Annotated in this window: 22 protein-coding genes and 1 tRNA gene; 9 read left to right on the top strand and 14 right to left on the bottom strand. The window is 68.9% G+C overall.

Annotated features, from left to right (window positions below):
- Window positions 1–162: 162 nt before the first annotated feature.
- Window positions 163–2,886, top strand: a complete 2,724-nt coding sequence (locus tag ACODSY_RS14085) for a TonB-dependent receptor (RefSeq protein ID WP_488952385.1) — start codon at window positions 163–165, stop codon at window positions 2,884–2,886.
- A gap of 42 nt (window positions 2,887–2,928) precedes the next feature.
- Here ACODSY_RS14085 and ACODSY_RS14080 read toward each other — a convergent pair whose 3' ends face one another.
- The 3 genes from ACODSY_RS14080 to ACODSY_RS14070 form a co-directional block, all read right to left on the bottom strand.
- A complete protein-coding gene (locus ACODSY_RS14080) occupies window positions 2,929–3,186 on the bottom strand; it encodes a globin (RefSeq protein WP_488952384.1) in 258 nt (85 codons plus the stop codon).
- A 110-nt stretch (window positions 3,187–3,296) separates the two neighbouring features.
- Window positions 3,297–3,773 (bottom strand): glutathione peroxidase, encoded by a 477-nt coding sequence (locus ACODSY_RS14075; protein ID WP_488952383.1) that lies wholly within the window; start codon window positions 3,771–3,773, stop codon window positions 3,297–3,299.
- A gap of 40 nt (window positions 3,774–3,813) precedes the next feature.
- Complete coding sequence (locus ACODSY_RS14070) at window positions 3,814–4,737, bottom strand: Gfo/Idh/MocA family protein (protein WP_488952382.1); 924 nt, start codon at window positions 4,735–4,737, stop codon at window positions 3,814–3,816.
- 89 nt (window positions 4,738–4,826) lie between these two features.
- Here ACODSY_RS14070 and ACODSY_RS14065 point away from each other — a divergent pair, with 89 nt between their 5' ends.
- Both ACODSY_RS14065 and ACODSY_RS14060 read left to right on the top strand, forming a co-directional pair.
- Window positions 4,827–5,828, top strand: a complete 1,002-nt coding sequence (locus ACODSY_RS14065; protein WP_488952381.1) for an NADP-dependent oxidoreductase — start codon at window positions 4,827–4,829, stop codon at window positions 5,826–5,828.
- Window positions 5,829–5,899: 71 nt separating this feature from the next.
- Window positions 5,900–6,811: a cobalamin biosynthesis protein CbiG gene (locus ACODSY_RS14060; protein WP_488952380.1), complete on the top strand. Its 912-nt coding sequence runs from the start codon at window positions 5,900–5,902 to the stop codon at window positions 6,809–6,811.
- Window positions 6,812–6,814: 3 nt separating this feature from the next.
- On the opposite strand, the gene ACODSY_RS14055 is transcribed toward ACODSY_RS14060, so the two are convergent.
- From ACODSY_RS14055 to glmU, 6 genes are all read right to left on the bottom strand, one after another.
- Window positions 6,815–8,170, bottom strand: coding sequence for an MATE family efflux transporter (locus ACODSY_RS14055; protein WP_488952379.1), 1,356 nt, complete (start codon window positions 8,168–8,170; stop codon window positions 6,815–6,817).
- 144 nt (window positions 8,171–8,314) lie between these two features.
- Complete coding sequence (locus ACODSY_RS14050; RefSeq protein WP_488952378.1) at window positions 8,315–9,694, bottom strand: class II 3-deoxy-7-phosphoheptulonate synthase; 1,380 nt, start codon at window positions 9,692–9,694, stop codon at window positions 8,315–8,317.
- Between the two features lie 73 nt (window positions 9,695–9,767).
- A complete protein-coding gene (locus ACODSY_RS14045) occupies window positions 9,768–10,958 on the bottom strand; it encodes an O-antigen ligase family protein (protein ID WP_488952377.1) in 1,191 nt (396 codons plus the stop codon).
- 21 nt (window positions 10,959–10,979) lie between these two features.
- The gene (gene gor, locus ACODSY_RS14040) at window positions 10,980–12,365 is read right to left on the bottom strand and encodes a glutathione-disulfide reductase (protein ID WP_488952376.1); all 1,386 of its coding nucleotides are present in this window, start codon (window positions 12,363–12,365) and stop codon (window positions 10,980–10,982) included.
- Between the two features lie 10 nt (window positions 12,366–12,375).
- Window positions 12,376–13,062 (bottom strand): ribose-5-phosphate isomerase RpiA, encoded by a 687-nt coding sequence (rpiA, locus tag ACODSY_RS14035; RefSeq protein WP_488952375.1) that lies wholly within the window; start codon window positions 13,060–13,062, stop codon window positions 12,376–12,378.
- On the bottom strand, window positions 13,059–14,408 hold the full coding sequence (glmU, locus tag ACODSY_RS14030) for a bifunctional UDP-N-acetylglucosamine diphosphorylase/glucosamine-1-phosphate N-acetyltransferase GlmU (protein ID WP_488952374.1): 1,350 nt from the start codon (window positions 14,406–14,408) through the stop codon (window positions 13,059–13,061). Before glmU ends, rpiA begins: the two co-directional genes overlap by 4 nt.
- A gap of 111 nt (window positions 14,409–14,519) precedes the next feature.
- On the opposite strand from glmU, the gene ACODSY_RS14025 reads away from it, so the two are divergent.
- The 3 genes from ACODSY_RS14025 (at window position 14,520) to ACODSY_RS14015 (ending at window position 17,587) form a co-directional block, all read left to right on the top strand.
- Entirely contained in the window at window positions 14,520–16,778 is a 2,259-nt protein-coding gene (locus ACODSY_RS14025) for a transferrin receptor-like dimerization domain-containing protein (RefSeq protein WP_488952373.1), read from the top strand.
- A complete protein-coding gene (gene gph, locus ACODSY_RS14020) occupies window positions 16,768–17,478 on the top strand; it encodes a phosphoglycolate phosphatase (RefSeq protein ID WP_488952372.1) in 711 nt (236 codons plus the stop codon). The genes ACODSY_RS14025 and gph overlap by 11 nt, the downstream gene beginning before the upstream one ends.
- A gap of 34 nt (window positions 17,479–17,512) precedes the next feature.
- Window positions 17,513–17,587 (top strand) — tRNA-Val (locus ACODSY_RS14015).
- A 34-nt stretch (window positions 17,588–17,621) separates the two neighbouring features.
- Here the strand turns inward: ACODSY_RS14015 and ACODSY_RS14010 are convergent.
- Both ACODSY_RS14010 and ACODSY_RS14005 read right to left on the bottom strand, forming a co-directional pair.
- Window positions 17,622–18,047 (bottom strand): hypothetical protein, encoded by a 426-nt coding sequence (locus ACODSY_RS14010; RefSeq protein WP_488952371.1) that lies wholly within the window; start codon window positions 18,045–18,047, stop codon window positions 17,622–17,624.
- Between the two features lie 82 nt (window positions 18,048–18,129).
- A complete protein-coding gene (locus ACODSY_RS14005) occupies window positions 18,130–18,984 on the bottom strand; it encodes an SDR family NAD(P)-dependent oxidoreductase (RefSeq protein ID WP_488952370.1) in 855 nt (284 codons plus the stop codon).
- Window positions 18,985–19,112: 128 nt separating this feature from the next.
- Between ACODSY_RS14005 and ACODSY_RS14000 the strand changes: the two genes are divergently transcribed.
- From ACODSY_RS14000 to ACODSY_RS13990, 3 genes are all read left to right on the top strand, one after another.
- Window positions 19,113–20,012, top strand: a complete 900-nt coding sequence (locus tag ACODSY_RS14000) for a hypothetical protein (protein WP_488952369.1) — start codon at window positions 19,113–19,115, stop codon at window positions 20,010–20,012.
- A gap of 46 nt (window positions 20,013–20,058) precedes the next feature.
- Complete coding sequence (locus tag ACODSY_RS13995; protein ID WP_488952368.1) at window positions 20,059–20,697, top strand: glutathione S-transferase family protein; 639 nt, start codon at window positions 20,059–20,061, stop codon at window positions 20,695–20,697.
- A 238-nt stretch (window positions 20,698–20,935) separates the two neighbouring features.
- Window positions 20,936–23,389 carry a TonB-dependent receptor gene (locus ACODSY_RS13990; RefSeq protein WP_488952367.1) on the top strand — a complete coding sequence of 818 codons (2,454 nt, stop codon included), beginning with the start codon at window positions 20,936–20,938 and terminating at the stop codon, window positions 23,387–23,389.
- Between the two features lie 71 nt (window positions 23,390–23,460).
- On the opposite strand, the gene ACODSY_RS13985 is transcribed toward ACODSY_RS13990, so the two are convergent.
- Genes ACODSY_RS13985 through ACODSY_RS13975 form a run of 3 tightly spaced genes read right to left on the bottom strand, consistent with a single transcriptional unit; the run spans window position 23,461 to window position 25,200 of the window.
- Window positions 23,461–24,330 carry a hypothetical protein gene (locus ACODSY_RS13985; protein WP_488952366.1) on the bottom strand — a complete coding sequence of 290 codons (870 nt, stop codon included), beginning with the start codon at window positions 24,328–24,330 and terminating at the stop codon, window positions 23,461–23,463.
- 30 nt (window positions 24,331–24,360) lie between these two features.
- On the bottom strand, window positions 24,361–24,864 hold the full coding sequence (locus tag ACODSY_RS13980; RefSeq protein ID WP_488952365.1) for a YdcF family protein: 504 nt from the start codon (window positions 24,862–24,864) through the stop codon (window positions 24,361–24,363).
- Between the two features lie 24 nt (window positions 24,865–24,888).
- Complete coding sequence (locus ACODSY_RS13975; RefSeq protein ID WP_488952364.1) at window positions 24,889–25,200, bottom strand: hypothetical protein; 312 nt, start codon at window positions 25,198–25,200, stop codon at window positions 24,889–24,891.
- Window positions 25,201–25,348: the final 148 nt, after the last annotated feature.

Below are 25,348 nucleotides of genomic sequence, written 5' to 3'. Positions count from 1 at the left end.
CCACTCTTACAAGCCGCCTTCGACATACGACTTCGCTCCATGGGCGGTAGGTGATTCTTATTCAGTTATCGTCCGTCATTTGCATTGACGACCCCTCGTGGCTGCTTCAGCTTTCAGACAAGCGCAGTCAATAAGCGCTCATCAAGCTGCGGGGAGGCAGTTATGAAGTTTAGACCCACTCTGCTGGCGACCAGCGCTCTGCTGGCCGCCACCATCGGCGCATCGGCGAGAGCCCAGACCGTCAGCACCATCGAAGAACTGGTCGTCACGGCCGAAAAGCGGGAGCAAAGCCTGCAGGACGTGCCGGTCGCCATTTCGGCGTTCACCAACAAGCAACGCGACCTGGTCGGCATCAGCACGGTCCAGGACCTGACCAACTTCACACCCGGTTTCACCTACCAGTCGGCCAACGACCGGGCGAGCATGCGCGGCATCGGCCGCCTGACCAACGTCCACTCGGTGGACGGGGCGGTGTCGATCTACATCGACGGCCTGTTCACCACCTCGACCGTGCTCGCCGGCGGCCCGCCGCTGGACGTGGAGCGCGTCGAGATCCTGCGCGGGCCGCAGGGCACGCTGTACGGCCGCAACGCCATCGGCGGCACCGTCAACGTCATCTCGGTGCGGCCGACCGAGGACTTCTACGCCGAAGTCCGCGCCATCGCCGAGAACTACGACTTCACCAACCTCCAGGCAGCCATCTCAGGCCCGATCGCCGACAATCTGCGGTTCCGCATCTCGGGCTACAAGCTGGACCAGCGGAAAGGGTATTACACCAACGTCGCGGGCGGCCCCTCCGAAGGCAGCAAGCGCGACGAATACCAGGTTCAAGCCCAGCTTGAGGCGGACCTGGGCGAGAACGCGGACTGGTGGGTCTCGTACAAGACCCTCGTCTGGCACAACCGGGGCGGCCCCGGCGCGCGGGCGGGCTATCTGAACGGCCCGTACGAGACGGGACGGACCGACCCCAACTTCTCGATCGTCTACAACTCGGCCCACGGCTATTCGCCGGAGACCGGGCTGAACGGCATCGTGCCCGGCAGCCTGCGGCAGTTCGGCAATACCGACATCCGCACGAACCCCGCCCTGCGGGACGCGCGCGACTTCAACACCAACAACCCGCAGCGGGTGCGTCTGCGCGACGTCAACTCGCTGACGACCAACTTCGTCTACCACCTGCCGACCATCGACGTCCGGTACGTCGGCGGCTTCCAGGAATACAAGTACGACCTCTACGGCGACACCGACGCGACCAACGTCCAGTCGTTCCAGATCCCGCTGGCTCCGGGCTCGATCTGCGGCACCATCGCTGGGGCGTTCGCCGCCGGGGCTTCGCCGGTCAACTGCCAGCCGCTGACGGTCAACGCCGACAACGTCTACCACTACTTCGAGTATCCGAAGTGGATGAGCCACGAGCTGAACATCTCGTCGACGCACGATGGGCCGCTGCAGTGGATCGCCGGTCTGTTCTACTACAACGAGAAGTACACCGGCACCGGCAGCACGGCCGACTTCTTCCTGCGGGGGCCCTCCACGCTGCAGACGCCGGTCCTCGGCGCGGCGCCGAACCCCTCGGGCACATGGTCGACCGGCAACTATGGCCTGACCACCCGGAGCAAGGCGGTGTTCGGCCAGATCGACTGGCAAGCGACCGAGACCGTGAAGGTCACTGCCGGCCTGCGCTACACCAAGGACAAGAAGTTCGGCACCGAGTACCGGCGCATCGTCTGTAACTCCGATGCCTGCTATCCTGGCCTCTACGCCGCCCTCGGCCTCAGCGGCTTTGGTCCGGGCACCGCCGCCAACTGGGGCAGCCTGCTGGGCAACCTCAATGCGGTGGGTCGTCTGGCCCCCGTGCTGGGCATTCCCGCCCTGGCAGGGCTGAACGGCCTCGGCAACGGCGCCTTCGACCTCACCGACACCCTGGCGCCCAAGAGCACGGCCGGTCCCATCGAAGGCGTGTCCTCGCCCTCCGTTTGCACCGCCGGCGTCTGCCGCCAGTACGTGATCGGCCCCAACGGCGTCGCCAGCCGCAAGCTCAGCGACACCTCGGACGCCTGGACGGGCACGTTCGGCCTTCAGTGGGAGCCGGACGACGACACCATGGCCTATGCCCGCTACAGCCGCGGCTACAAGGCGTTCGGCTTCTCGGCCGGCGGCTTCCTCGCGGTGCCCAAGGCGGACGAGGAAACGGTGAACTCGTACGAGGTCGGCCTGAAGAAGAACTTCTCGAAGGTCCAGATCAACGCCGCCCTGTTCTACCTCGACTACCGGAACCTGCAGGCGCCGGTGACCGTCAAGGTCGGGCCGACGAACGTCAGCCAGTTCATCAACATCGCCAAGTCGCGTTCCAGCGGCCTGGAACTGAGCACGATCTGGCAACCGATCCAGCCCGTGCGACTGACGCTGGACTACGGCTACAATCCGACCAAGATCCGCAAGAGCGTCCCGCTGGTGGACGTCAACGACAACATCAACACCACCGCGATCAGCATCGTGGGCAACCGCCTGCCGCAGGCGCCGAAGCACAAGCTGGCGCTGAACGGGTCGTACACCTTCGACTTCGAGCCCGGCGCGCTCACCCTGGGCGCCACCTACCTCTATCGTTCGGAGGCCTACGCCAACGTCTTCACCCGCGAGTACAACAAGGCTCCGTCCTGGGACCAGGTGGACCTGCGGGCCTATTGGGCGCCGACCGGCGGCAAGTACACCGTCATCGCCTATGTGAAGAACGTGTTCGACACCGAGGGCTACGACGCCGCCATCGCCGGCTCGAACCGCAACAACAACCCGGTCGTGCCGTCGGATCAGTTCGCGACCGGGGCCCAGACCCTGGAGCTGACCCCGCCGCGCATCTACGGCATCGAGCTTCAGTACCGCTTCTAAGGAACCCAAGCCTGGGGGCGTCGCCGCGAGGCGGCGCCCCCCTTATTTTGAAGCCGCCAACACGCCTTCGATCTGCGCTCTCCAGGCGGCCTCGGTCTCCGGGGACCACGCCTTCCCCGCCCGCTCGCGGCACGTCTCCAGCACAATCCAGAAGAACCGGTTGAACACCTCGTTCGGCGTGCCGAAGCCGTCGTGATTCAGCCGCTCGGTCCTGACCAGGTTCGCCTGATAGGGCCCCGCGGGGTTCATCAGGCAGTCGAAGACCATCGTCAGCATCTCGGCCCTGATGGCGCCGGTCACGTCGCGGCTGAAGCGTTCCTGCGTCTCCGGAAATTCGGCGAACAGGCGCGCATAGATGTCGTCGGCCGGATCGCCGACAGCCTCGAGGGACGCGGTGATCAGCTCGGGGTTCAGAGCGCGGCCTCGATCGCGCCGGTGACCTCGCCGTCCAGCGGCTCGGTGCGGGGACCGAAGGCGCGGATCGCCTCGCCGTGCTTTCCGATCAGGATCTTGTGGAAGTTCCAGACCGGCACCGCCGGCTCGCCCAGCTCCTGCTCGGCCCACTTGTAGAACGGATGCGCATCGTCGCCCTTCACGTCCACCTTGGCCGTCATCGGGAAGTCGATACCGAAGGTGGTGCTGCAGAAGGTCTGGATCTCCTCCTCCGTCCCCGGCTCCTGCCCCATGAACTGGTTGCAGGGCACGCCGAGGACCACCAGCCCCTTGTCCTTGTAGTTGGAGTAGAGCTTCTCGAGGCCGTCGTACTGGGGCGTGAGCCCGCACTTCGAAGCGGTGTTCACGACCAGGACGACCTTGTCCTTGAAGGTGCTGAGCGGCAGGTCGCCGCCGGCGATCTTGTCGAAGCGGTAGTCGTAGGCGCTGGACATGGTCGGGCTCCCCGAGTGTTGGCCCGGGACGCTACAGCCCTTACGCGGCGTCTTCCAATGCCTGTTCCACCGCGACAGCCAGGTCGAGGGCCGCGATGGCTTCGTCGACGGTGACGATCGGCCGGGGCGCCTCGCCGCGCACGGCCATCAGGAAACCCTCGACGCTGGCGCCCAGCGGGTCGCTGGCGGCGGGGGTGTCGGCGAAATCGGGGTTCAGGGCGAACGGCGTGGTGTTGCGGAAGGTCCGGGCCATGAAGTCGATTTCGACCTCCCCCGACGGATAGACGATCCGCATCGTGCGCTTGCGCGCCTCGGCCTGGCGGGAGACGTCCAGGATCGCCTGGAAGCCGCTGTCGAAGCCGACCTCGGCGCGCACCACGTCCCAGACGCCGTCGGGCCCCCTCGCCCCGTCGGCCTCGGCGGTGACCGGATCGGCCGCGGCGATCGAAAGGCACAGGTCGATGTCGTGGATCATCAGGTCGAGGACCGCGGTCACGTCGCGGCTGCGGTCCGACGGCGGGCCGTGGCGCAGCGCTTCCAGCAGCACCGGCTGTTCAGGCACGTCCAGCAGGCCCATGGCGCGGAACACCACCCGCTCCTGGTGACCGCAGGCGACCGTCAGGCCCTTGGCGGCGGCCGCCACACGCAGCTTGTCGGCCTCGGCGACGCTCACCCCGATCGGCTTCTCCACATAGACCGGCTTGCCGGCGGCGATGACGGCCAGCGCCTGGTCGGCATGGTGCGTGGCGGGCGACGCCACGGTCACGACGTCGACCTCGGCCAGGAAGGCGTCCAGGTCGGCGAAGGCGCGCCCGCCCAGCGGCATGGCCACCTTGGCCGCCCGGTCGGGGTGGATGTCGTACACGCCGGCGAAGGTGACGCCCGGCAGGCGCGCGTACTGGCGGGCGTGGTAGCCCCCGAAGACGCCCGCCCCGATCACGCCGCCACGCAAGGTCTCGCTCATGGCCGGGCCGTTAGCACGCGCGGCGGCCTCGACGCCACCCGAGCAGGGTCGTACATCTGTTTGAAATCCAGAACACGAGAGGGAACGCCATGACCACGGTTCGCGAGATCCGCCTGAAGAGCCGCCCACAGGGGCTGCCGACCGCCGACAACTTCGAGCTGGCCACCGTGGATCTGCCCGCGCCCGGCGAAGGCGACGTCCAGGTGAAGAACCTCTGGATGACCGTCGACCCCTACATGCGCGGCCGAATGAACGACGTGAAGAGCTACAGTCCGCCCTTCGCGCTGGGCAAGGCGATGGACGGCGGCGCGATCGGCGAGGTCACCGCCTCGAACAGCCCCAGCCTCAAGGTGGGCGACCTGGTGCAGTCCGGCTTCGGCTGGCGCGAGGGTTTCACCATCGGCGCCGACAAGGTCCAGAAGCTGGACCCGCGCGGCCTGCCGCCCCAGGCGTTCCTGGGCGCGGCCGGGATGCCGGGCCTCACCGCCTATGCCGGCCTGCTGCGCGTGGCGTCGCTGAAGGAGGGGGACGTCGTGTTCGTCTCCGGCGCGGCCGGGGCGGTGGGGTCGATGGTGGCGCAGATCGCCAAGGCCAAGGGCCACACGGTCATCGGCTCGGCGGGCGGCGCCGAGAAGGTCAAGTTCCTGAAGGAGATCGGCGTCGACCACGTGATCGACTACAAGGCCACGCCGGACGTGAACGCCGCCCTGATGGCCGCCGCGCCGGAGGGCATCGACGTCTATTTCGACAACGTGGGCGGGCCGCACCTGGAGGCGGCGTTGAACTCGGCCAAGCTGTTCGCCCGCTTCGCGATCTGCGGCATGATCTCGATGTACAACGCCGTGGAGCCCCCGCCCGGCCCGCGGAACCTGGCCCTGCTGATCGGCAAGAACATCCGCATGGAGGGCTTCATCGTCTCGCACCACTTCGACCTGATGCCGAAGTACATCGAGGACCTCTCAGGCTGGGTGAAGGCGGGCAAGGTGACCTGGCGCGAGACGGTCTTCGAGGGGATCGAGAAGGCCCCGGACGCCTTCCTCGGCCTGTTCTCGGGCGAGAACCTGGGCAAGATGCTGGTCAAACTCGCTTAAGCCCGTTGGACCGTCACGGACGAGAGCGTAAAAGCCCTCGTCCTTCCCCCCGTTGAGTTCGGAGTTCGGCCGTGCCGCGCCTGTTTAGCGCCTATGTGATCGTCGACTGGAGCGCGGCGGCAAAGCCGACCACGGGGGCCGACTCCATCTGGATCGGCGTGCTGAAGCGCGACATCCGCTTTCGCATGGCGTTCGAGAGCTTCAACCCGGCGACGCGCGCCGAGGCCGAGACGCGCCTGACGGCGATCCTGGACGACCTGCGCAAGCGGGGCGAACGGTGCTTGCTGGGCTTCGACTTCCCGCTGGGCTTCCCGCGCGGCTTCGCGGCCTCGCTGAACCTGCCCGGCGAGCAGCCCTGGCGCGCGACGTGGGACCAGCTCAACAAGATGGTCAAGGACAAGCCGGACAACACGAACAATCGCTTCGGCGTGGGCTCCGAGATCAACCGGCGGATGACCGGCGGACCGTTCCCCTTCTGGGGCTGCCCGCCGAAGGATGCGCTCACCACCCTGCAGCCCAAGCGCACACGCGAGCACGGACCCGACGACCTGCCGGAGTTCCGCCATGCGGACCTCGCGGCCAAGGGCGCGGCCTCGATCTGGAAGCTCTATTACAACGGATCGGTGGGCGGCCAGGCGATTCTCGGCATCCCGTTCGTGCGCCGCCTGAAGCTGAACCGCGGCGAGGACAAGGTGCGGGCCTGGCCGTTCGAGACCGGCTTTAAGGCGCTGACCGAAGCCGACCTCGACGGCGTCGAGGTGGTGATGGCCGAGGTCTATCCCTCGATGCTGAAGCCGCAGGGCGCGCCGGGCGAGGTGAAGGATCTGACCCAGGTGCGCACCACCGCCGAGCACTTCGCCCGGCTGGACGAGGCGAACAAGCTTGGCCCCCTCTTCGGCCCGCCGAAGACCTCCCCCGCCGACGCCGTGCTGGACGCCGAGCGCGAGGAGGGTTGGATCCTGGGGGCCGGCATCCCCGTCTAGGGCCTAGAGCGCCCGCTTGCTCAGGATCCAGAACCGGGTCAGCAGGAAGCCGCAGGCCAGGAAGCTGGCGGCAACCACCGCCCAGGTGATTCCGATCAGGCCCATCTTCATCGGGATGGCCAGGTACCAGGCCAGGGGCATCATCACCCCGATGTAGCTGGCCAGGTGCGTGGTGGTGGGCAGCCACACGTCGCCGCGGGCGCGCAGTGATTGGGCCGTGACGACCTGCAGCGCGTCAGGAATGAAGAACAGGCACGACAGGATCAACGCCGGCGCCGCCATGGCGATGGTCGCCGCGTCGTGCGTATAGCCGCGCGAGATCAGGTGCGCCGTGGGCCAGATGGCCAGGGACACCAGCACGCCGAAAACGAAGGTCACCACGAAGCAGATTGCGCCCGCGCGGTTCACGCCGGCTAGGTCCCGCGCGCCGTAAGCCTTGCCCACCAGCACGGCCGCGCCGGTCGCCAGGCCCAGCGGGACCATGAACACGATCGCGGCCACATTGAGCACGATAGCCCAGGCCGCCACCGCCAAGCCGCCGATCCAGCCGGCGATGATGTTCATGCTGGCGAAGGCGGCGACTTCGAAGAAGTTGGAGATGCCGGCCCCATAGCCGATGCGGCGCTGCTGGATCGCCGAGGGGCGATCGATGGCGGGCTTGCTGAATACGCCCAGGGCGCGGGCCTCGGGCATGCGGACGATGTAGGCCAGCACGGCGACCGCCAGGAAGGTCCGCGCCCCCGCGGTGGCCCAAGCCCCGCCGACCGCGCCCAGCGCCGGCAGCCCGAACGTGCCGGGCACCAGCAGGAGGTTGAGCAGGAGATTGACGATGTTGGCGCTCCACATCGCCCAGGCGGCCGGACCCGGCTTCGAAAGACCCTCGAGCCAGAAGGTGGCGGCGACGCTGAGGGTGTAGCCCGGCAGCGAAAGCGCGAAGACCAGGAGCGCCCGGCTCGCTCCGTCCGCCAGGTCCTGCTCCAGGCCGATGGAGCGCAAGAACAACGGGCCTCCGGCCATCAGCACCGCCGTCGAGATGATGCCGATCCAGAAGCTGTAGACGAGGCCACGCCTCAGGACCGCGCCGGTGAGGTCGCGCCGCCCCTCCCCGATCCGCCGCGCGGTCATCACCTGCACGCCGGCCATCAGCCCCACGGCCATGGTCAGAATCACGCTGGTCGGGGCCCAGGCCAGGGCGTGGTAGCCGAGCTGCTTCGCTGAGAAGTTGCCCACCACCAGCGCGTCGACGAGGCCCATGGCCATGATGCCCAGGCGCGACAGCACCACCGGCCCCGACAGGGTCAGGAGCTGGGTGAGGTCGGCGCGGACAAGCGAGGGTTCCTGGGCCGCGGCGCGGTCCATGGCGGCAGTTCCGATTGTCAAAGAGGCGCGGAGACTGGCGCCCGCGTCAAAACACGGCAAGCCCAGCTTGACCGCCATCGACCATCGGTCGCCGGTCGTGGCGGCGAAGGCACAGGGACGCGCCCGAAGGCGCGCCCCGACGCATCAGATGTTGACCGCGACGCGCTCGGACAGGTCCACCCGGTCGTCCTTCAGGCGCTCGGCCACCAGGAACGCCAGTTCCAGCGCCTGCTCGCCGTTGAGGCGCGGATCGCAGTGGGTGTGGTAGCGGTCGGCCAGGTCGCCCTCGGTCAGCGCCCGCGCGCCGCCCAGGCATTCGGTCACGTTCTGGCCGGTCATCTCGAGGTGCACGCCACCCGGATGGGTTCCCTCGGCGGTGCAGACATCCACGAACGACTTCACCTCGGAGGTGATCCGATCGAACGGGCGGGTCTTGTAGCCGTTGTTCGCGGTCAGGGTGTTGCCGTGCATCGGGTCGGTGGCCCAGACCACGTTACGGCCCTTGGTGGCGCGCAGCAGGGTCGGCAGGCGCTGCTCGATCTTGTCGTAGCCGAAGCGGCCATACAGCGTGAGGCGGCCGGCCTCGTCCTTCGGATTCAGGACGTCGATGAGCCGCAAAAGCTCGTCCGGCTCCAGGGTCGGGCCGACCTTGACGCCGATCGGGTTCTTGATGCCGCGGAAGTATTCCACGTGCGCCCCGTCGAGCTGACGGGTGCGCTCGCCGATCCACAGCAGGTGGGCCGAGGTGTCGTACCAATCGCCCGAGGTGCTGTCGACGCGGGTCATCGCCTCCTCGAAGCCCAGCAACAGGCCCTCGTGGCTGGTGAAGAATTCCACGCGGTGCATCTCGGGATGCGTCTCGGGCGTAACCCCGATGGCCGCCATGAAGGTCAGGGATTCGCTGATCTTCTCCGAGAGCTCGCGATAGCGCGCGCCCTGCGGGCTGTCGTTGACGAAGCCCAGGGTCCAGCGGTGGATGTTGTAGAGGTCGGCGTAGCCGCCGCCCGCGAAGGCGCGCAGCAGGTTCAGGGTCGACGACGACTGTCCGTAGGCCTGCAGCAGGCGCTGCGGATCGGGCGTCCGGCTCTCGGGCGTGAAGTCCATGCCGTTGATGTTGTCGCCGCGATACGAGGGCAGCTCGACGTCGCCGATCTTCTCGACCGGCGACGAGCGCGGCTTGCCGAATTGGCCCGCCATCCGCCCCACCTTCACCACCGGCTTGCCGCCGGCGAAGGTCAGCACGACCGCCATCTGCAGGATCAGGCGGAAGGTGTCGCGGATGTTGTCGGCGGCGAATTCCTTGAAACTCTCGGCGCAGTCGCCACCCTGCAGCAGGAACGCCTTCCCGGCCGCCACGTCGCCGAGCAGGCTCTTGAGGCGGCGGGCTTCACCGGCGAACACCAGCGGCGGCATCTTGCGGAGCGTGGTCTCGACCCGCGAAAGCTCGGCCATGTCCGGATAGTCGGACGGGATATGCTTGGCGGGCTTCGCTCTCCAGGATGCGGGCGTCCAGTGTTCGGTCATTTGCTGCACTCAGAACCGCCGGTTGTTCGACGGGCCGGGCGTTTTACTCGGAACGGCCGCGGGCGTCGATGCCCTAGGCGGACGCACCCTCCTCCCGGTACCCCAGCGCCGCGACCACGGCCGCGAGCGCGCCCAGCGCCAGCCACCATTCCTGCCAGACCCCGAAATTCACGAGGCCGAACAACAGGTAGACCGTAGCCGAGCCCGCGGTCGCGGCGGCCACCAGACTGCGTTGATCGCGGGCCAGCCGGCGGAAGACGAAGGCCCAGGTCAGGGCGCCCGCGACGGCGCCCAGAACGCCGAGCTCCAACCAGAGCTGGAGCGCGCCGTTGTGCGGGTGGAGCTGGATGTACGGACTGAAGGCGCGGCTGGCGTCGAGACCCCAACCGCGGAACGGGTGGTCGGCGATCCGCTGCATGGCATAGGTCCAGTAGCCGACGCGCTGCTCCCACGAATCCGGCAGCCGCTGGCCAAGTCCCAGGAGGTGCGTCGCCAGGATCAGCAGCGGCATCGCGAGGACCAGCCCGGCGGAGCCCAGCGCCAGCGCCTTCGGCGCCGAGCGGGGCCAGATCCAGACCACGCCCCCCACCAGGATCGCCAGGCCGACCGACAGCACCGGAGCATCCGACAGGAAGTTGTGGGCCAACAGCACCGTTCCCGCCGCCATGGGCGCGGCAAGCCACGCCGGAGCGCCCGCGCGTATGCCTCCGGCCGCCGCCACGGGCCAGAGCAGGGCCAGGACGAAACTGCCCTGGGCGACGTTCTTGCGGCCCAGGTCCGGGCGGATCGGGTCGCCCAGCAGGTCGCGCAAGGTTCGGTAGATGGCCGCGCCGGTGAAGGCCTCGACCAGGAGGACGGCGCCGTAGACCGCGAGCCCCCAGGCCAACACCTGCAAGGCGACGCGCCGCAGGCCGGGATCGGCGCGCCGTGCGCCGGCCCAGGCGGCCCAGTAGAGCGGCAACTGCAGGAGCAGCTTCAGCGCGACGCTGTCCTCCAGCTCGTCCGGCTTATGCGGGCTCCAGAAACCCGAGAACGCCGCCCAGGCCACGGCCCCCAGCAGGACCACCGCCAGCGGCGCCTCGCGCACGCCGATCCGCATGGCCGGCAAGCAGAGCAGGCCCAGCAGGCCCAGCAGCGGCGCGAAGCCAAGCGGGCCCAGCCAGGCCAGCAGCGGAGTCAAGGCGGCGACGCCCACCAGCGCCCAGCCCTCGACGCGGCTCCAAGCGGAGCCAGAGACGGGGGGGGAGTGCGTCGCGGCGGTCATGCGGGCCTCCGGCGCAGGCGACTAGGCCACCTGGCCGAGCGCGGGCGGCATGTGCTTCTCGCGCATGGTCACCAGTTCCTCGGCCAGAGTCGGGTGGACCGCGCAGGTCGAGTCCCACTGGGGCTTGGTCACCCCCATCTTCAGGGCGACGGCCGCCATCTGGATGATCTCGGGCGCGTCGGGCGACACCACGTGGCAGCCCAGGATCTTTTCCGTCCCCTGCTCCACCACGAGCTTCATCAGCGCGCGGGTGTGCCCGCCGTAGAAGGTCTCCTTCATCGGCCGCATGTTGCCAAGGTAGATGTCGATCCGGTTGCCGTACTGATGCCGCGCGTCGGCCTCGGACAAGCCCACCGAACCCACCGGAGGCTGCGAGAACACCGCCGAGGCGACCATCTCGTGATCGAAGCGGGTCGGCTGGTCGTGGAACTCGGTGAGGGCGAACGCCTGGCCCTCCCGGATCGCCACCGGGGTCAGGTTGATACGGTTGGTGACGTCGCCCACGGCCCAGATGTTATCGACGCTGGTCCGGGAGTAGTCGTCGACCTTCACCGCGCCGGCCGCGTCCAGCTCGACGCCGGCCGCGTCGAGGCCCAGGCCCTCGGTGTAGGGTTCGCGGCCCACGGCGAACATGATGACGTCGGCGTTGAGCTTGTGGCCGTCGACGCAGGCGCCCACGAGGCCATCGGCCGTCTTCTCGATGCTGCCGATCTGGGCGCCGAGGCGGATCTTGATCCCGCGTTCCTCCATCTGGCTGGCGACGAACTCGCGCACGTCGTCATCGAACCCGCGCAGCAGGTTGGGGCCTCGGTGGACGATGGTTGTCTCGACGCCCAGGCCGTTGAAGATCCCGGCGAATTCCACGGCGATATAGCCGCCCCCCACGACGACCACGCGCTTGGGCAGTTCCGTCAGGTGGAAGGCCTCGTTCGAGGTGATCGCGTGCTCGATCCCAGGCAGGTCGTGCGGCATCCAGGGCCGCCCGCCCGTGGCGATCAGGATCTTCCTCGCCGTGACGCGGCCCCGACCCTCGACCTCGACGGTGTGGCGGTCGACCAGCCACGCCTTACCGTGGACCAGCTCCGCGCCGGCGTTCTGCAGGTTGCGGACATAGATGCCGGACAGGCGCGCGATCTCGTCGTCCTTGGCCATCAGGAACTTCGGCCAGTCGAAGCTGGTCTCGCCGACGGTCCAGCCGTAGCCGCGGGCGGTCTCGAATTGCTTCGAGAATTCCGACGCATAGACCATGAACTTCTTCGGCACGCAGCCCCGGATCACGCAGGTGCCGCCCACGCGGTGCTCTTCGGCCACCAGCACCTTGGCGCCCGACATGGCCGCTACGCGGGCAGCGCGTACGCCGCCCGAGCCGGCGCCGATGACGAAGAGGTCGTAGTCGTAGTCCGCCACGGAGGACTCCTTAGGGTTCGAGTTCGGCCACGCCTTGGGGCGTGCCGATCAGGGCGCGGTCGGCCAGATCGAGGAACAGGCCATGGTCCACAACGCCGGTGACGCTCTTCAGAGCCGCCGCCAGGGCCGCCGGCTCTGCGATCCGCCCGCAGTGAGCGTCATAGATAAGGTTGCCGCCATCCGTTCTCACCGGCTCGCCATCCTTTCGGCGGAGCATGGGAACGATGTTCAGATCGCATTCCGCCAGCGCGTCGCAAATGCGATCGGCCGTCGTCTTGTGACCGAAGGCGATCACCTCGATCGGCAACGGAAACTTTCCGAGCGTTTTCACACTCTTGGCGGCGTCCGCGATGACGACACATGACTTCGAGGCTTCCCAGACCAGCTTCTCGCGCAACAGGGCCGCTCCGCCGCCCTTGATCAGTGACAGGCCGGGGCCGATCTCGTCCGCGCCGTCGACGGTGAGGTCGATGCCCTTGGTCTCGCCCAGTTCGCCAAGACGCAGGCCCAGACTGGCGGCCAGGTCGGCCGTGGCCTGCGACGTCGCCACGCCCACGACGTCCAGCTTGCGGTCGGCCAGCGCCTTCACGAACCAGGCGGCAGTCGAGCCCGTGCCCAGCCCCACGACCATGCCGCTCTGCACCAGGGCGGCGGCGGCCTCGCCCGCGGCGCGCTTCTGGGCGTCCGCGTCGCTCATTTCTTGGCGGCCTTCTTGGCGATCATCGCCTTACGGAAACGCGCGGCCCAGCCTTCCTTGGCGACCTGTCTGCAGCGGCCGACAGCCAGGGCGTCGGGGGCGACGTCCTCGACAATCACCGAGCCAGACCCGGTGTAGGCGCCGGCTCCGATCTTCACGGGCGCGACCAGGGCCGAGTTCGAGCCGATGAACGCCCCCTCGCCCACATGGGTGTCGTATTTGAAGAAGCCGTCGTAGTTGCAGAAGATCGTGCCGGCGCCGATGTTCGCGCCCGCGCCTACCGTGCCGTCGCCCAGATAGCTCAGGTGGTTGGCCTTGGCGCCCCTGCCCACCGTCACCTTCTTCACCTCGACGAAGTTGCCGATGTGGGCGTCCTCGCCGATGTCGGCGCCCGGCCGCAGGCGGGCGTAGGGGCCGATCAGCGCGCCCTCGCGCACCACGCAGCCCTCGAGATGGCTGAACGCCCGGATCACCGCCGCCGTCTCGACCGTCACGCCCGGCGCGAACACCACATAGGGTTCGACGGTCACGCCCGGCGCGATTTCGGTGTCCCAGGCGAAGAAGACCGTCTCGGGAGCCGTCATGGCGACGCCCTCGCCCAGGAAATGCGCACGGCGTCGCCGCTGGAATTCGGCCTCGGCCTGGGACAGCTGCATCGGCGTGTCAGCGCCCATGACGGCCGTCTCTGGCGCCGTGTGGGCGCGGACCAGCCTCTCCTCGCCCACCGCCTCGGCGACGATGCCGGTGAGGAAGTACTCGTGCTTGGGGTTGTCGTCCGTAAGGCGGGAGAGCCAGCGGAAGAGGTCCGCGCGGCCCGCCAGATACATGCCGGCGTTGCAGAGGCGCACCTGCTTCTCGCCCTCGCTGGCCTCGCTGGGCTCCACGATGCGGATCACGTGACCATCGGCGCCGCGGATTACCCGGCCGTACAGTAGCGGGTCCACAGGTTCGAACGCCAACAGGGCCAGCGCCGCGCCGCCGCGCCGCAGGGTGAACAGCGGCTCCAGGTCTTGGGCGGTGAGCAATGGCGGGTCGGCGTTGACCACCAGGACATCGCCGTCGAAATCGGCGAGGGCCTGTTCTGCGCACATAACGGCGTGACCTGTGCCCTTGGGCGGATCTTGGACGACCAGCGCCTGCTCGCCCAGCCGCTTGACCACCAGATCGCGCACCTCCGGGATCGTGCCGACCACCACGTGGATGCGCTCGCAGCCCGCCGCCTGCACCGTGTCGATGATCCGGTCCAGCAGGGTGCGGCCGCCGACCTTGTGCAGCACCTTGGGCGTCCGTGACTTCATCCGCGTGCCGTGGCCGGCGGCCATGATCACGGCGGCTCTGGCGGTCATTCGGCGCTCCCAAGGCAAGTCGCTGAGTCTTCTGGAGCCTTCCGCTTAGCAAGCCTTGTGAGCCGGCGCGACAGCGGGCTAGCTTCGCGGCCGTCCTTCGGGGGAGTCTCCATGAAAATCGGTTCGCGTCTCGCCACCCTTCTGGCCGCCACGGCGTTGACGGCGCTCGCGCCCGCCGCCGCCCAAGCCGCCGACGCCGCGCTCGAGGCGAAGTTCGACGGGATGATCAGCGACGCCGAAATGGGCGGCTGGCTGAAGACGATGGCGGCGGAGCCAAACCACGTGGGCTCGGCGCACAACAAGCTGAACGCCGATATGACCCTGGCCCAGTTCAAGGAATGGGGCTGGGACGCGAAGATCGAGACGGTCTGGGTGCTGTACCCGACGCCCAAGGAGGTCGCGATCGAGCTGACCAGCGGCGCCGGCGCGCCGTTCAAGGCGACCCTGACGGAGGCGCCCGTGCCCGGCGACGAGAGCTCCAGCCGCACCAAGGACGAACTGCCGGCCTATGTCGCCTTCCAGGGCGACGGCGACGTCACCGCGCCTCTGGTCTACGTGAACTACGGCATGCCGGCCGACTACGACGCGCTGGAACGCCTGGGCGTGTCGGTGAAGGGCAAGATCGTCATCGCCCGCTACGGCGCCGGCTGGCGCGGGCTGAAGCCCAAGCTGGCGCAGGAACATGGCGCGGTCGGCGCGATCATCTATTCCGATCCCCGCGACGATGGCTATTCGGCCGAGGACGTCTATCCCAAGGGCCCGGCGCGGCCGCCGCAGGGCTTCCAGCGCGGCTCGGTGGCCGACATGACCGCCTTCCCGGGCGATCCGACCACCCCGGGCTATGGCTCCAGCAAGGACGCGAAACGCGTGCCGCGCGAACAGGCCGAAACCATCCTGAAGATCCCCACCTTGCCGATGTCGTACGGCGACGCCCAGGTGCTGCTGAAGGCGCTGGACGGCCCGGTGGCGCCCCCCTCGTTCCGGGGCGGGCTGCCGATCACCTACCACGTCGGCGGCGGTGAGACGGCCAAGGTTCACCTGAAGGTGCTGTCCGACTGGAGCCTGAAGCCGGCCTACAACGTCATCGCGACGCTCAAGGGCAAGGAGACGCCGGACGAGTGGATCGTGCGCGGCAACCACCGCGACGGCTGGGTGTTCGGCGCCAGCGATCCGCTGTCGGGCCACGTCGCCATGATGGGCGAGGCCAAGGCCCTGGGCGCCCTGGTCAAGGCCGGCTGGAAGCCGAAGCGGACCATTGTCTACGCGAGCTGGGACGCCGAGGAGCCGATGCTGCTGGGCTCCACCGAATGGGCCGAGACCCACGCCGCCGAACTGAAGAAGAAGGCGGTGGTCTACATCAACTCCGACAGCAACAGTCGGGGCTTCCTCGACGTGGGCGGCAGCCACTCGCTGCAGCACTTCGTCAACCAGGTGGCGGCCGACGTGAAGGACCCGCAGACCGGCGTCGCGGTGGGCCAGCGCCTGCGCGCCGGCCTGGGCGTGCAGGCCGAGGCGCCTGGCGCCAACCCCCGCGCCGTGGCCCTGGGCAAGATCGCCGCGGATCCGGCCAGGGACCTGCCGATCGACGCGTTGGGCTCCGGCTCGGACTACTCCACCTTCCTGCAGAACCTGGGCATCGCTTCGCTGAACGTCGGCTTCGGTGGCGAGGGCGACTCGGGCGGCGTCTACCACTCGGCCTACGACACCTACGAGCACCACAGCCGCTTCGTGGATCCCGGGCACGCCTATGCGGGCGCGCTGGCGAAGTACACGGGCCGTCTGGTGATGCGGATGGCCGACACCGACACGACCGTCCAGCGCTACGGCGACTTCGCCGACACCGTGTCGGGCTACCTGGACGAGGTGAAGAAGCTGGCCGACACCAGCCGCGACCAGGCGGCGGCCCGCGCGCGCCTGCTGGCGGCCGGGGCCTACAAGCTGGCCGACGACCCGACCGTCTCCCGGGGCGATCCCCAGCCGCTCGCCGCCACGCCCAAGCTGGACTTCGCGCCCATGGACGGCGCAGTGGCCAAGCTGAAGGCCAGCGCGGCGGCGTTCGACACCGCCCTCGCCGCCAAGGGCGGCGGCCTCTCGCCCGCCGGAAAGAAGAAGCTCGCGGCCCTGCTGGTCACCCAGGAGCAGCGCCTGCTGCGCGACAAGGGGCTGCCCTTCCGGCCCTACTACAAGAACATGATCTACGCGCCGGGCCGGTTCACCGGCTATGGCGCCAAGACCCTGCCGGGCATTCGCGAGGCGATCGAGGAGCGGCGATTCGACGACGCGGCGACCTATGTGACCCTCACGGCAGAGGCGCTGAGCGACTACGCCGCCGGCCTGGACGCGGCGACCGCGGTGATCAATGGCGGGTAGCATTCTGAACGGCGCCGTCGTCGCCTTCGACCTCGACGGCACCCTGGTCGACACCGCGCCCGACCTGATCGGCACGCTGAATGTGCTGCTGAGGGAAGAGGGCCTCCCGCCCCAACCCCTTGAGGAGGCGCGGCCGTTCATCGGCCGGGGCGCGCGCTGGCTGATCGAGCGTGGCTTCGAGGCGGCGGGCCAGCATCTGCATCCCGCCAGGGTCCAGCCGTTGTTCGAACGCTTCATCGCCCACTATCAGGACCACATCGCCGACGAGAGCCGACCCTTTCCCGGGTGCGAGGCAGCACTGGATACGCTGAGGGCCCACGGCGCCAAGCTCTCGGTCTGCACCAACAAGCTGACCGGGCTCTCGGAATCGCTGCTCGCGGGCCTGGGGATCGCCGACCGGTTCGATGCGGTGATCGGCGCCGACTCGGCCCCGGCCATCAAGCCCGACCCGCGCCACCTGCAGGCGGCCGTGGATGCGGTCGGCGGCGACATGGCCCGGACGATCCTCGTCGGCGACGCGGCGACCGACGCGGGCGCGGCGCGGGCGGCGAAGGCCGGCCTTATCCTCGTCAGTTTCGGCTATACCGAGATCCCCGCGGCCGATCTCAACCCGGACATCCTCATCCACAGCTTCGACGAACTGCCCGACGCCTGCATGCGGCTGTTGGGCGCTTGCGGGGGCGAAGCGGGTCGGTTATAGCCCCCGCCTTCCCGCGCCGTGAGGCGTGACCGGCGGATGCGTAGCTCAGCGGGAGAGCACCTCGTTCACACCGAGGGGGTCACAGGTTCAATCCCTGTCGCATCCACCATTCTTCCCTACACCCGCCCTATCGGCAGAGGCGCTCAGAAGGCGGCGACGCGCATCGTGGCGTTGCGGTCGACGGGCCGGGCGGCTCCGTGCCGCCAAGCGACGCCCGCTTTTGCGGCGCTCTCGAGCTGCGCGCCGATCGAGCGACCGTCGATCTGGCAGATCGCGCCGCCGCCGGCGCCTTCCGCCACGCAGGTGACGTTCTTGCCGAAGGCGACGCTCATCAGCGCGCCCCACGAGGCGGCCTGGGGCGCGTCGTCGAGCCGCACGGCCATCCACTGCGACGGGTCCGTTCCCTTGGCCACGCACAGCGTCTGGCCATCGAGGACGTGCAGGACAGGCCCATGAATCTCGGCGCCCGCAGGCGGGGCTTCGCCACGGCAGGGCGAGGTTTGGGCCGAGGCCCCTCCGACGACGAAGAGGGCGATGGCCGCGCCCAAGGCGAAACGGATCGTGTTCATGGCCGCATTCCCCGCAACTTCCGTGCCGGTCCCGAGGGGTTAACGCGGTAGACCGGGAAACGCTGCGCGGCCTTGATCGAGATCAGCCGTCGGGCAACAGGCCCAGTTGTTTGCCGACGATACGATCCAGCATCCGCTTCGGCAGGTGCTCGCCCATGAAAATGCGGATCATGTCGGGGGCGACGGTGTAGCGGACCTTGGGCTTGGGGAGGGTCAGGGCCCGCCAGATCACTTCGCCGATCCGTTCGGGCGGCAGGCCGGCCCGGCCGAGCTGCAGCATGTAGGCGCGGATGCGGTCCAGGGCGGCCGCGTAGGGTGTGTTGGCATAGCGACTGACGTCCACCTGGTCGGCCTTGTCCCAGATCGGCGTCGCCACCGCCCCGGGCGCGACGACGATCACGTCCACGCCGAACGGCAGCAGTTCGCGCCGCAGGGATTCCGACAGGCCCTCCAGGCCGAACTTCGAGACGTTGTAGGGCGCCATGAACGGATTGGCCGTCTTGCCGCCGACGGACGAGATATTGACGATACGGCCAGGGTCGCGCCCCCCCGACCGGCCCGCACCCAGCAGCGGCGCGAAGGCCTGGGTGGCGATGACGACGCCGGTCAGGTTCACCTCGAGCTGCTGGCGGAATTCGTCGACAGGCAGATAGAGCAGCGGTCCCGCCACGGCGATGCCGGCGTTGTTGACCAGCCCGCCCAGCGTCGCCCCGCCCAACGCCGCCTCCACCTGGGACGCGGCCGCCCCGGCTCCCTCGGCGTCGGTGACGTCGAAGATCAAGGGCGTGAACGCCCCACCGAACTCGGCCTTCAGCCGCTCGCCGTCCGCCGCCTTCCGCACGCTGCCGAAGACATGGAAGCCCTTGCCGATCAGGACGCGCGTGGCGCCAAGCCCGATGCCGGTCGAAACGCCCGTGATGACCACCGATCGCGCCACAACCGCCCCCTTCGCTAGACCTGCGGCAAAGCTCTCATGGCTGGGCTTGCAGGTTCAATCCCCTTCCCTGCAGGGGGAATCGGGGTCTCTATCGCCGCCTTCACCCGCCAAGAGGATCGTTTCACCGCATGAATTCCGCCGAGATCGTGCTCGCATTGGCTGCGGCCTTCCTGGGCCTTCCCGCCCTCTGGTCCCTGGTGATGCTGGTTCGAACCTGGCGGCTTTCGGGTCCGCGCTCGCCCTGGGACCTCGGCTTCAGCCTCGCCTCGACCCTGGCCTATGCGCTGGCGTTCAACCTGATCTTCTTCGTGCAGGAACTGTTCCTGGTGGTCCCAAAGGCGATGACCCCGGGGCTCAAGCCAACCCTGTTCCACAACAACCACGATTGGAGCGGCCAAAATCCGCTGGCCGAGCTCTTCCAGGGAACCGGCGCGCTGGCGACGGTGCTGGTGGGGCTGATGTTCCTGGTCTGGGCGACGCGACGCTCGCCGAGGTCGTTGGGCCTGCGCCTGTTCGTGACCTGGATGGCCCTGCTCGGCCTTCTCGAGGCCCTGCCCCAGGTGCTCATCGGCACGGTGATCCCGCAGAACGACGTTGGTCGGGCGATGACCTATCTGGGCTTCGGCGAGGCCGCAAAGGTCGCCGCCTCTGTCGCCGCCATGGCCGCCATGGCGCTTGCGGCGGGGATCGTATCGCCCCTCTTCCTGACCCTGTCGCCGGGCGCCGACACCCAGTCGCCGCGTGGCCGGGCGCGCACCGTCTTCCGCTACGCAGTGTTGCCGGCCTGGCTGGCGGTCGCGCTGATCATCCCGTTCCGTGTTCCCGGCCCGCTCGTGGAGATCCTGTTCCCGCCGGTCGTCGCCACCCTGGCGGCGAGCACTTGGCTGCAGGCCTGGTCGTGGCACGCGCCCCGGGGACCAGCCGGACCGCCCGCCTCGCGGTGGTCGGTCCTGGCGCTGTTCGCCGCGCTCGGCCTGGTGCTCGCGGCCTTCCATCTCGTACTTCGGCCCGGCGTCGCGTTCTTTTGAAACGCCGGCCGCCGCCCTACATGCGGCATGGCGAAGGGGGACAGGCATGATCCTGATCGGACAGTACGACAGCCCGTTCGTGCGGCGGGTGGCGATCGCCATGCGGCTGTACGGCTTCGAGTACGAGCATCGGCCGTGGTCGGTGTTCGGCGACGCCGACAAGATCGCGCCCATCAATCCGCTGATCCGCGTGCCCACCCTGGTGACCGACGACGGCGAGGCGTTGCTGGAGAGCGCGGCGATCCTGGATTGGCTGGACGACCTGGCCGGCCCGGACAAGGCGCTGATCGCCCGCACCGGCCTCGACCGGCGCAAGGCCCTGAGGATCTGCGCGCTGGCGACCGGCCTCGCGGACAAGGCGGTGAGCCTGGTCTATGAGCGCGCTATCCACGACCGCGTCACGCCGATGTGGATCGAGCGCTGCCGGACCCAGATCGGCGGCGTGCTGAACGCCCTGGAGGGCGACCGCTCGGCCCGCTCGAACGACTGGTGGTTCGGGGACAACATCGGTCACGCGGACATCGCCGCGGCGTGCGTCCTGCGGTTCGTGGGCGAGGCGCACGCCGACGTCGTGGACCTCCAGGACTGGCCCACCCTGGCCGCCCACGCGGCGCGCTGCGAGGCGCTGGCGGTCTTCCAAGCCGTCACCCAGCCCTTCAGATTCACGCCGCCGCCCGAGCGTTGACCCAAGGTCAAGATTCCGGTTCGGCGAGCCTCGCTATGCCCGCTCGTAACATTCGAGGCCCTCGCGCGACGATTTCGTGACAAACGCGCCACAGGGCCCCTGCGTCAGTCGCTCCCAACGCCGCAATCCCTTTGCGCACAAGGGACTGCTGCGGCTAGGCGCGCGCCTCCGAGCGTAGATCCGGCGCCTCCCCATAAGCCGGACCGCTTCGGGGAGAACGAACCGAATGAATTCTGGAATGCTGTTCCGTACGTCGGCGCTCGCCGTCGTGCTGGCGGGCGCGTTTGCGTCCTCCGTCCAGGCGCAGGAGGCCGGCGACCGCGAGATCGAAGAGATCGTCGTCACCGCCCAGAAGCGCGAGCAGAGCCTGCAGGACGTGCCGATCGTGGTGACCACGGTCAGCGGCGAGTTGCTGAAGGACGCGGGCGTGAAGGACATCCGCGACCTGACCGTGCTGACGCCCGGCCTGACCGTCACCTCGACCTCGAACGAGACCATCGTCACCGCCCGCGTGCGCGGGGTCGGCACCGTGGGCGACAACCCCGGCCTGGAGAGCTCGGTCGGCGTGGTGATCGATGGCGTGTACCGCCCGCGCAACGGCGTGTCGTTCGGCGACCTGGGCCAAGTGAGCCGCATCGAGGTGCTGAAGGGCCCGCAAGGCACCCTGTTCGGCAAGAACACCTCGGCGGGCGTCATCAACGTGATCACGGCCGGTCCGACCAAGGACTTCCAAGCCGAAGGCGAGGCCACCTACGGCAACTACGACCAGTTGGGCGTGACGGCCTCGGTCAGCGGACCGCTGAACGACCGCGTCTCGGGCCGGCTGTTCGCCGGTACGCGGCAGCGCGACGGCTACCAGCACATCATCACCGGTCCCGGTCCGCGCACCAAGGCGCGCGACAACGACCAAAACTTCTACACGGTCCGCGGCCAGCTCCAGGTCGAGGCCACCGACGACATCGATATTCGGTTCATCGCCGACTACACCAAGCGCGACGAGAACTGCTGCGTCGGCACTCAGCTGTTCGTGGGCTCGGCCGCCAACAGCCGCGCCAATCTGATCAACGCCGTCCGCCCCGGCTCGCTGGACGCCACGTCCACTCCGTTCGACCGCCAGGGCTACGCCAACCGCGCCACCAGCCAGGACGTCGAGGACATGGGTCTCTCGGGCGAGCTGAACTGGAATCTCGGCAACGGGATGAAGCTCACCTCGATTACCGCGGTGCGCAACTGGCGCTCGGAAACCGGCCAGGACAGCGACTTCACCGCAGCCGACCTGGTCTATCGCCCAGCCGACGGTTCGAACTTCGTCGAGTTCGGCCAGTTCAGCCAGGAAGTGCGCCTGGCCGGCGAGGCCGTGGACGGCAAGCTCAACTGGCTGGTCGGCGGCTTCTACGCGCATGAAGACCTGAAGAGCCGCTCGGTCCTCCGCTACGGCGGCGACTACTACAGCTACTTCGCCGGCCGCGTGCTGAGCGGCGTGCCAGGCCTGATCGGCCTGACCCCCGGTACGATCTTCCAGTCGGGCGCCGGCTCCGACGACCGCTACAAGCAGAAGGGCGACACCTTCGCGCTCTTCACGAACAACTCGTTCCAGGTCACCGAGCAGCTCGAACTCACCGTCGGCCTGCGCTTCACGCGCGACGAGAAGAGCCTGCGCACCCAGTACAACACCACGGGTTCGTCGTGCGACCAGGGCGAGGCGGCGTTCGGCAACCTCGCGCGGCTGCTGGGCCAAGCCACGGCGACCACCGTCGTCGGCGGCCTCTGCCTCAACTCGCAGAACAACGACTTCGACGCGCTGGGCCGCTACACCCAGAAGAACACCGAAGACGAGTTCTCCGGCACGGCCAAGCTGGCTTACCGCTGGAACCCCGACGTGATGACCTATGCGTCGTACTCGCGGGGCTACAAGGCCGGCGGCTTCAACCTGGACCGCGAGCAGGCGATCCTGGTGACGGCGGCGGGCCCGAACTTCACGGCCGACGCCGACACGGGCTTCAAGGGCGAGTTCGTGGACAGCTACGAGCTGGGCGCCAAGACCAGCTGGTTCGATCGCACCCTGCTGCTGAACGTGGCGGCGTTCTACCAGAAGTTCACCGACTTCCAGCTCAACACCTTCGTCGGTACGGCCTTCGTGGTCGAGACCCTGCCGAAGGTGGTGTCGAAGGGCGTCGACCTGGACTTCATCTACCTGCCGCCTGTCGACGGGCTGACATTCCAGGGCGGCGTGACCTACGCCGAAACCGAGATCGGCAAGTTCGACGCCGCGGACCTGATCAACCCGACCCGTTTCAACAGCCTTCGCCGCCTGCCCGGCGCGCGGCTGTCGTTCGCGCCGTTGTGGTCGGCCTCGCTGGCGGGCACCTATGAGCGCGAGCTGAGCAACGGCCTGGTCTTCCGCGCCAACCTCTCGGGCAAGTTCACCTCCAGCTACAACACCGGCTCGGACCTGCACCCCTCGAAGCTGCAGGACGAGATGGTGCTGGTGAACGGCCGCGTCGGCCTGGGCTCGCAGGACGAACGTTGGACGGTCGAGCTGTGGTCCAACAACCTGTTCGACAAGGACTACATCCAGGTCGGCTTCAACGGCCCCTACCAGGTCGACGAGAACAACGACGCCGTCAGCGTCTACGACGCCTTCCTGGGTGCGCCGCGGACCTACGGTGTGACCCTGCGAATGAAGTACTGACCGCTCTGCGTACCTGAGCGTTCGGTGGAGGGGCGGTCCGGAGCAGTCCGGGCCGCCCCTTTCCGTTCCGGCTAGTCCCGCCGCTGATTGCTGACCGGGGCGCTGGGATCGGGGGCCGCCGGCGGCGTGTAGGCCGGCAGTGGGGCCGGCGCAGGCGGCGCGACGGTCGGCGGCGGCGGCAGCGAGATCACCGGCGCGGCGACCTCCACGTCCACAGCGGCCGGCGGCGACGCGGCCTTGCGCGGCGGGACCGCCCGGGCGACCGACCTGGGGGCCGCGGCGGATGGCGCCGGCGCAGGGGCGGACGCCTCCCGGGGCAGGACCGCCGCGGGTCGGACCGACGCGGGTTCGGCGATCGCAGAGCTCGGCGTCGGCGTTGGGGTCACGGCTGCCGCGGCGGGCGTGGGCGGCGGGGCGGCCTTGAGCGCCGCCTCCTGGCCGCGGCTAAGGGCGTAGGCGACGCCGAGGATCGCCGCCAGGCCCGCCACGGTGGCGGCGATGGCGGGGACCGGCGACTTGCGGGGCGCCTTGCGCGCGCCGCTGCCCAGCGGCTGAACGATCACCGGCGCGACCTCGATGAACGGCTGCGGTGGGGGTAGCGGCTCGGCCCGCGGCTCCGGCGCGGCCTGGATTATGGGCGCGGCGACCTCGACGACGGGCGCCAGCGTAACGGCGGGCGGAGGGGCCTGCGTCGGCTGGGGGGGCGGAGCTGGCGGCGCCGCGCGCGGCACGGGCCCTCCCCCCGTCAAGACCGCGGCGGCGGGCGAATGCACCGGCCGCGTGAACGCGGGCGTGATCGTCCGGGGCGCGGCAGGCTCGGTCGGGGCCTGCGCCGGGGTCGGCGCAGCCTTGGGCAGCGGTCCCACGCGGAACGGCGCCTGGGGCATTTTCGGCCAGGCGCTGCTGCGGGCGAAGGGGTTGTCGTCAGGATCCGAAGCCATGCCCCCAATTTCCGTGCGACTTGGACAGCACTATGACCTGCGTCGCGCCCGGCGCGCCATCGCCCGGGCGATGTTGTGTGGAACCGCCAGGCACTCGCGCAGCGCCATCGAGAGGCGGTGGCCGAACGGCGCGGGCTCCGCGCAGGGCCAGGCGAGACTACGGACGCCGTGCAGCGCCAGCAGGATCCGGATCCGCGGCAGGTGATAGGCGTCGCTGCAGGCGATCACCGACAGGTGCCCCCCAGCCCGGACCTGCGCCACCGTCGCCTCGACATTGTCGAGCGTCGACAGGCTCGCCTCGTCGAGGAGCAGCCGGGCGGACGGCACGCCCTCCTCCACCAGCACGCGCGCGATGATCGAGGCCTCGGACGGCGTACCGGGCCGGCAGACGCCGCCGGAACAGAGCACCGGCGCGTCCGGATGCGCCATCGCCGCCGCAGCGCCATGCCGCGCCCGCCGCAGCAACGACGCCGACGGGCTTCCGTCGGGTCGCACCACGGCGCCGAAGACGACGATCAGGCGCGTTGCGTTCACGCCGCCAGGATGCGCTCCGAGGGCCTAGCCGTTCAACGGCGGATGATAGTGTTCGATCAGGTCGGCGCGCTCGGCCTCCCGAATCGCCCGCGTCACGTTGAGGCGCGTCAGCACCGTCGCCTCGGCATATTTGCGCCGCGCCTTCTCCAGGTCGGAGCGCCAGGTCTGGCTGGCGAGATTGTCGGTCTCGCCGGCGTAGACCACGTTAGGGCCCTCTTCCCTGAGTTCGGCGATCACATAGTTCGCGCCGGCCGGCGGCAGGAAGCGCTCCTCGTCCAGCGGGCTGTATCGGTAGCGCGCGCCGGAGGCCCCTGCGAGGTCGATCTGTCGGGTCACTCTCTCCACTCCTACGCAAGCGAGTCAATTTTAGGCGTAATTCGTGATGCTTACCCGCCCGACTTGGACCAAATCTTGGCTGAGCGTGGCCGTAGCGGTGGATGAACGGCTTTCGCTTGTGGGCGGAACAACCTTCGCCATATGAGCG

The organism is Phenylobacterium sp. FG114, from assembly GCF_057809855.1.
Note: the sequence above shows the minus strand (reverse complement) of the source record. Positions and strands in the feature narration are given on the sequence as shown.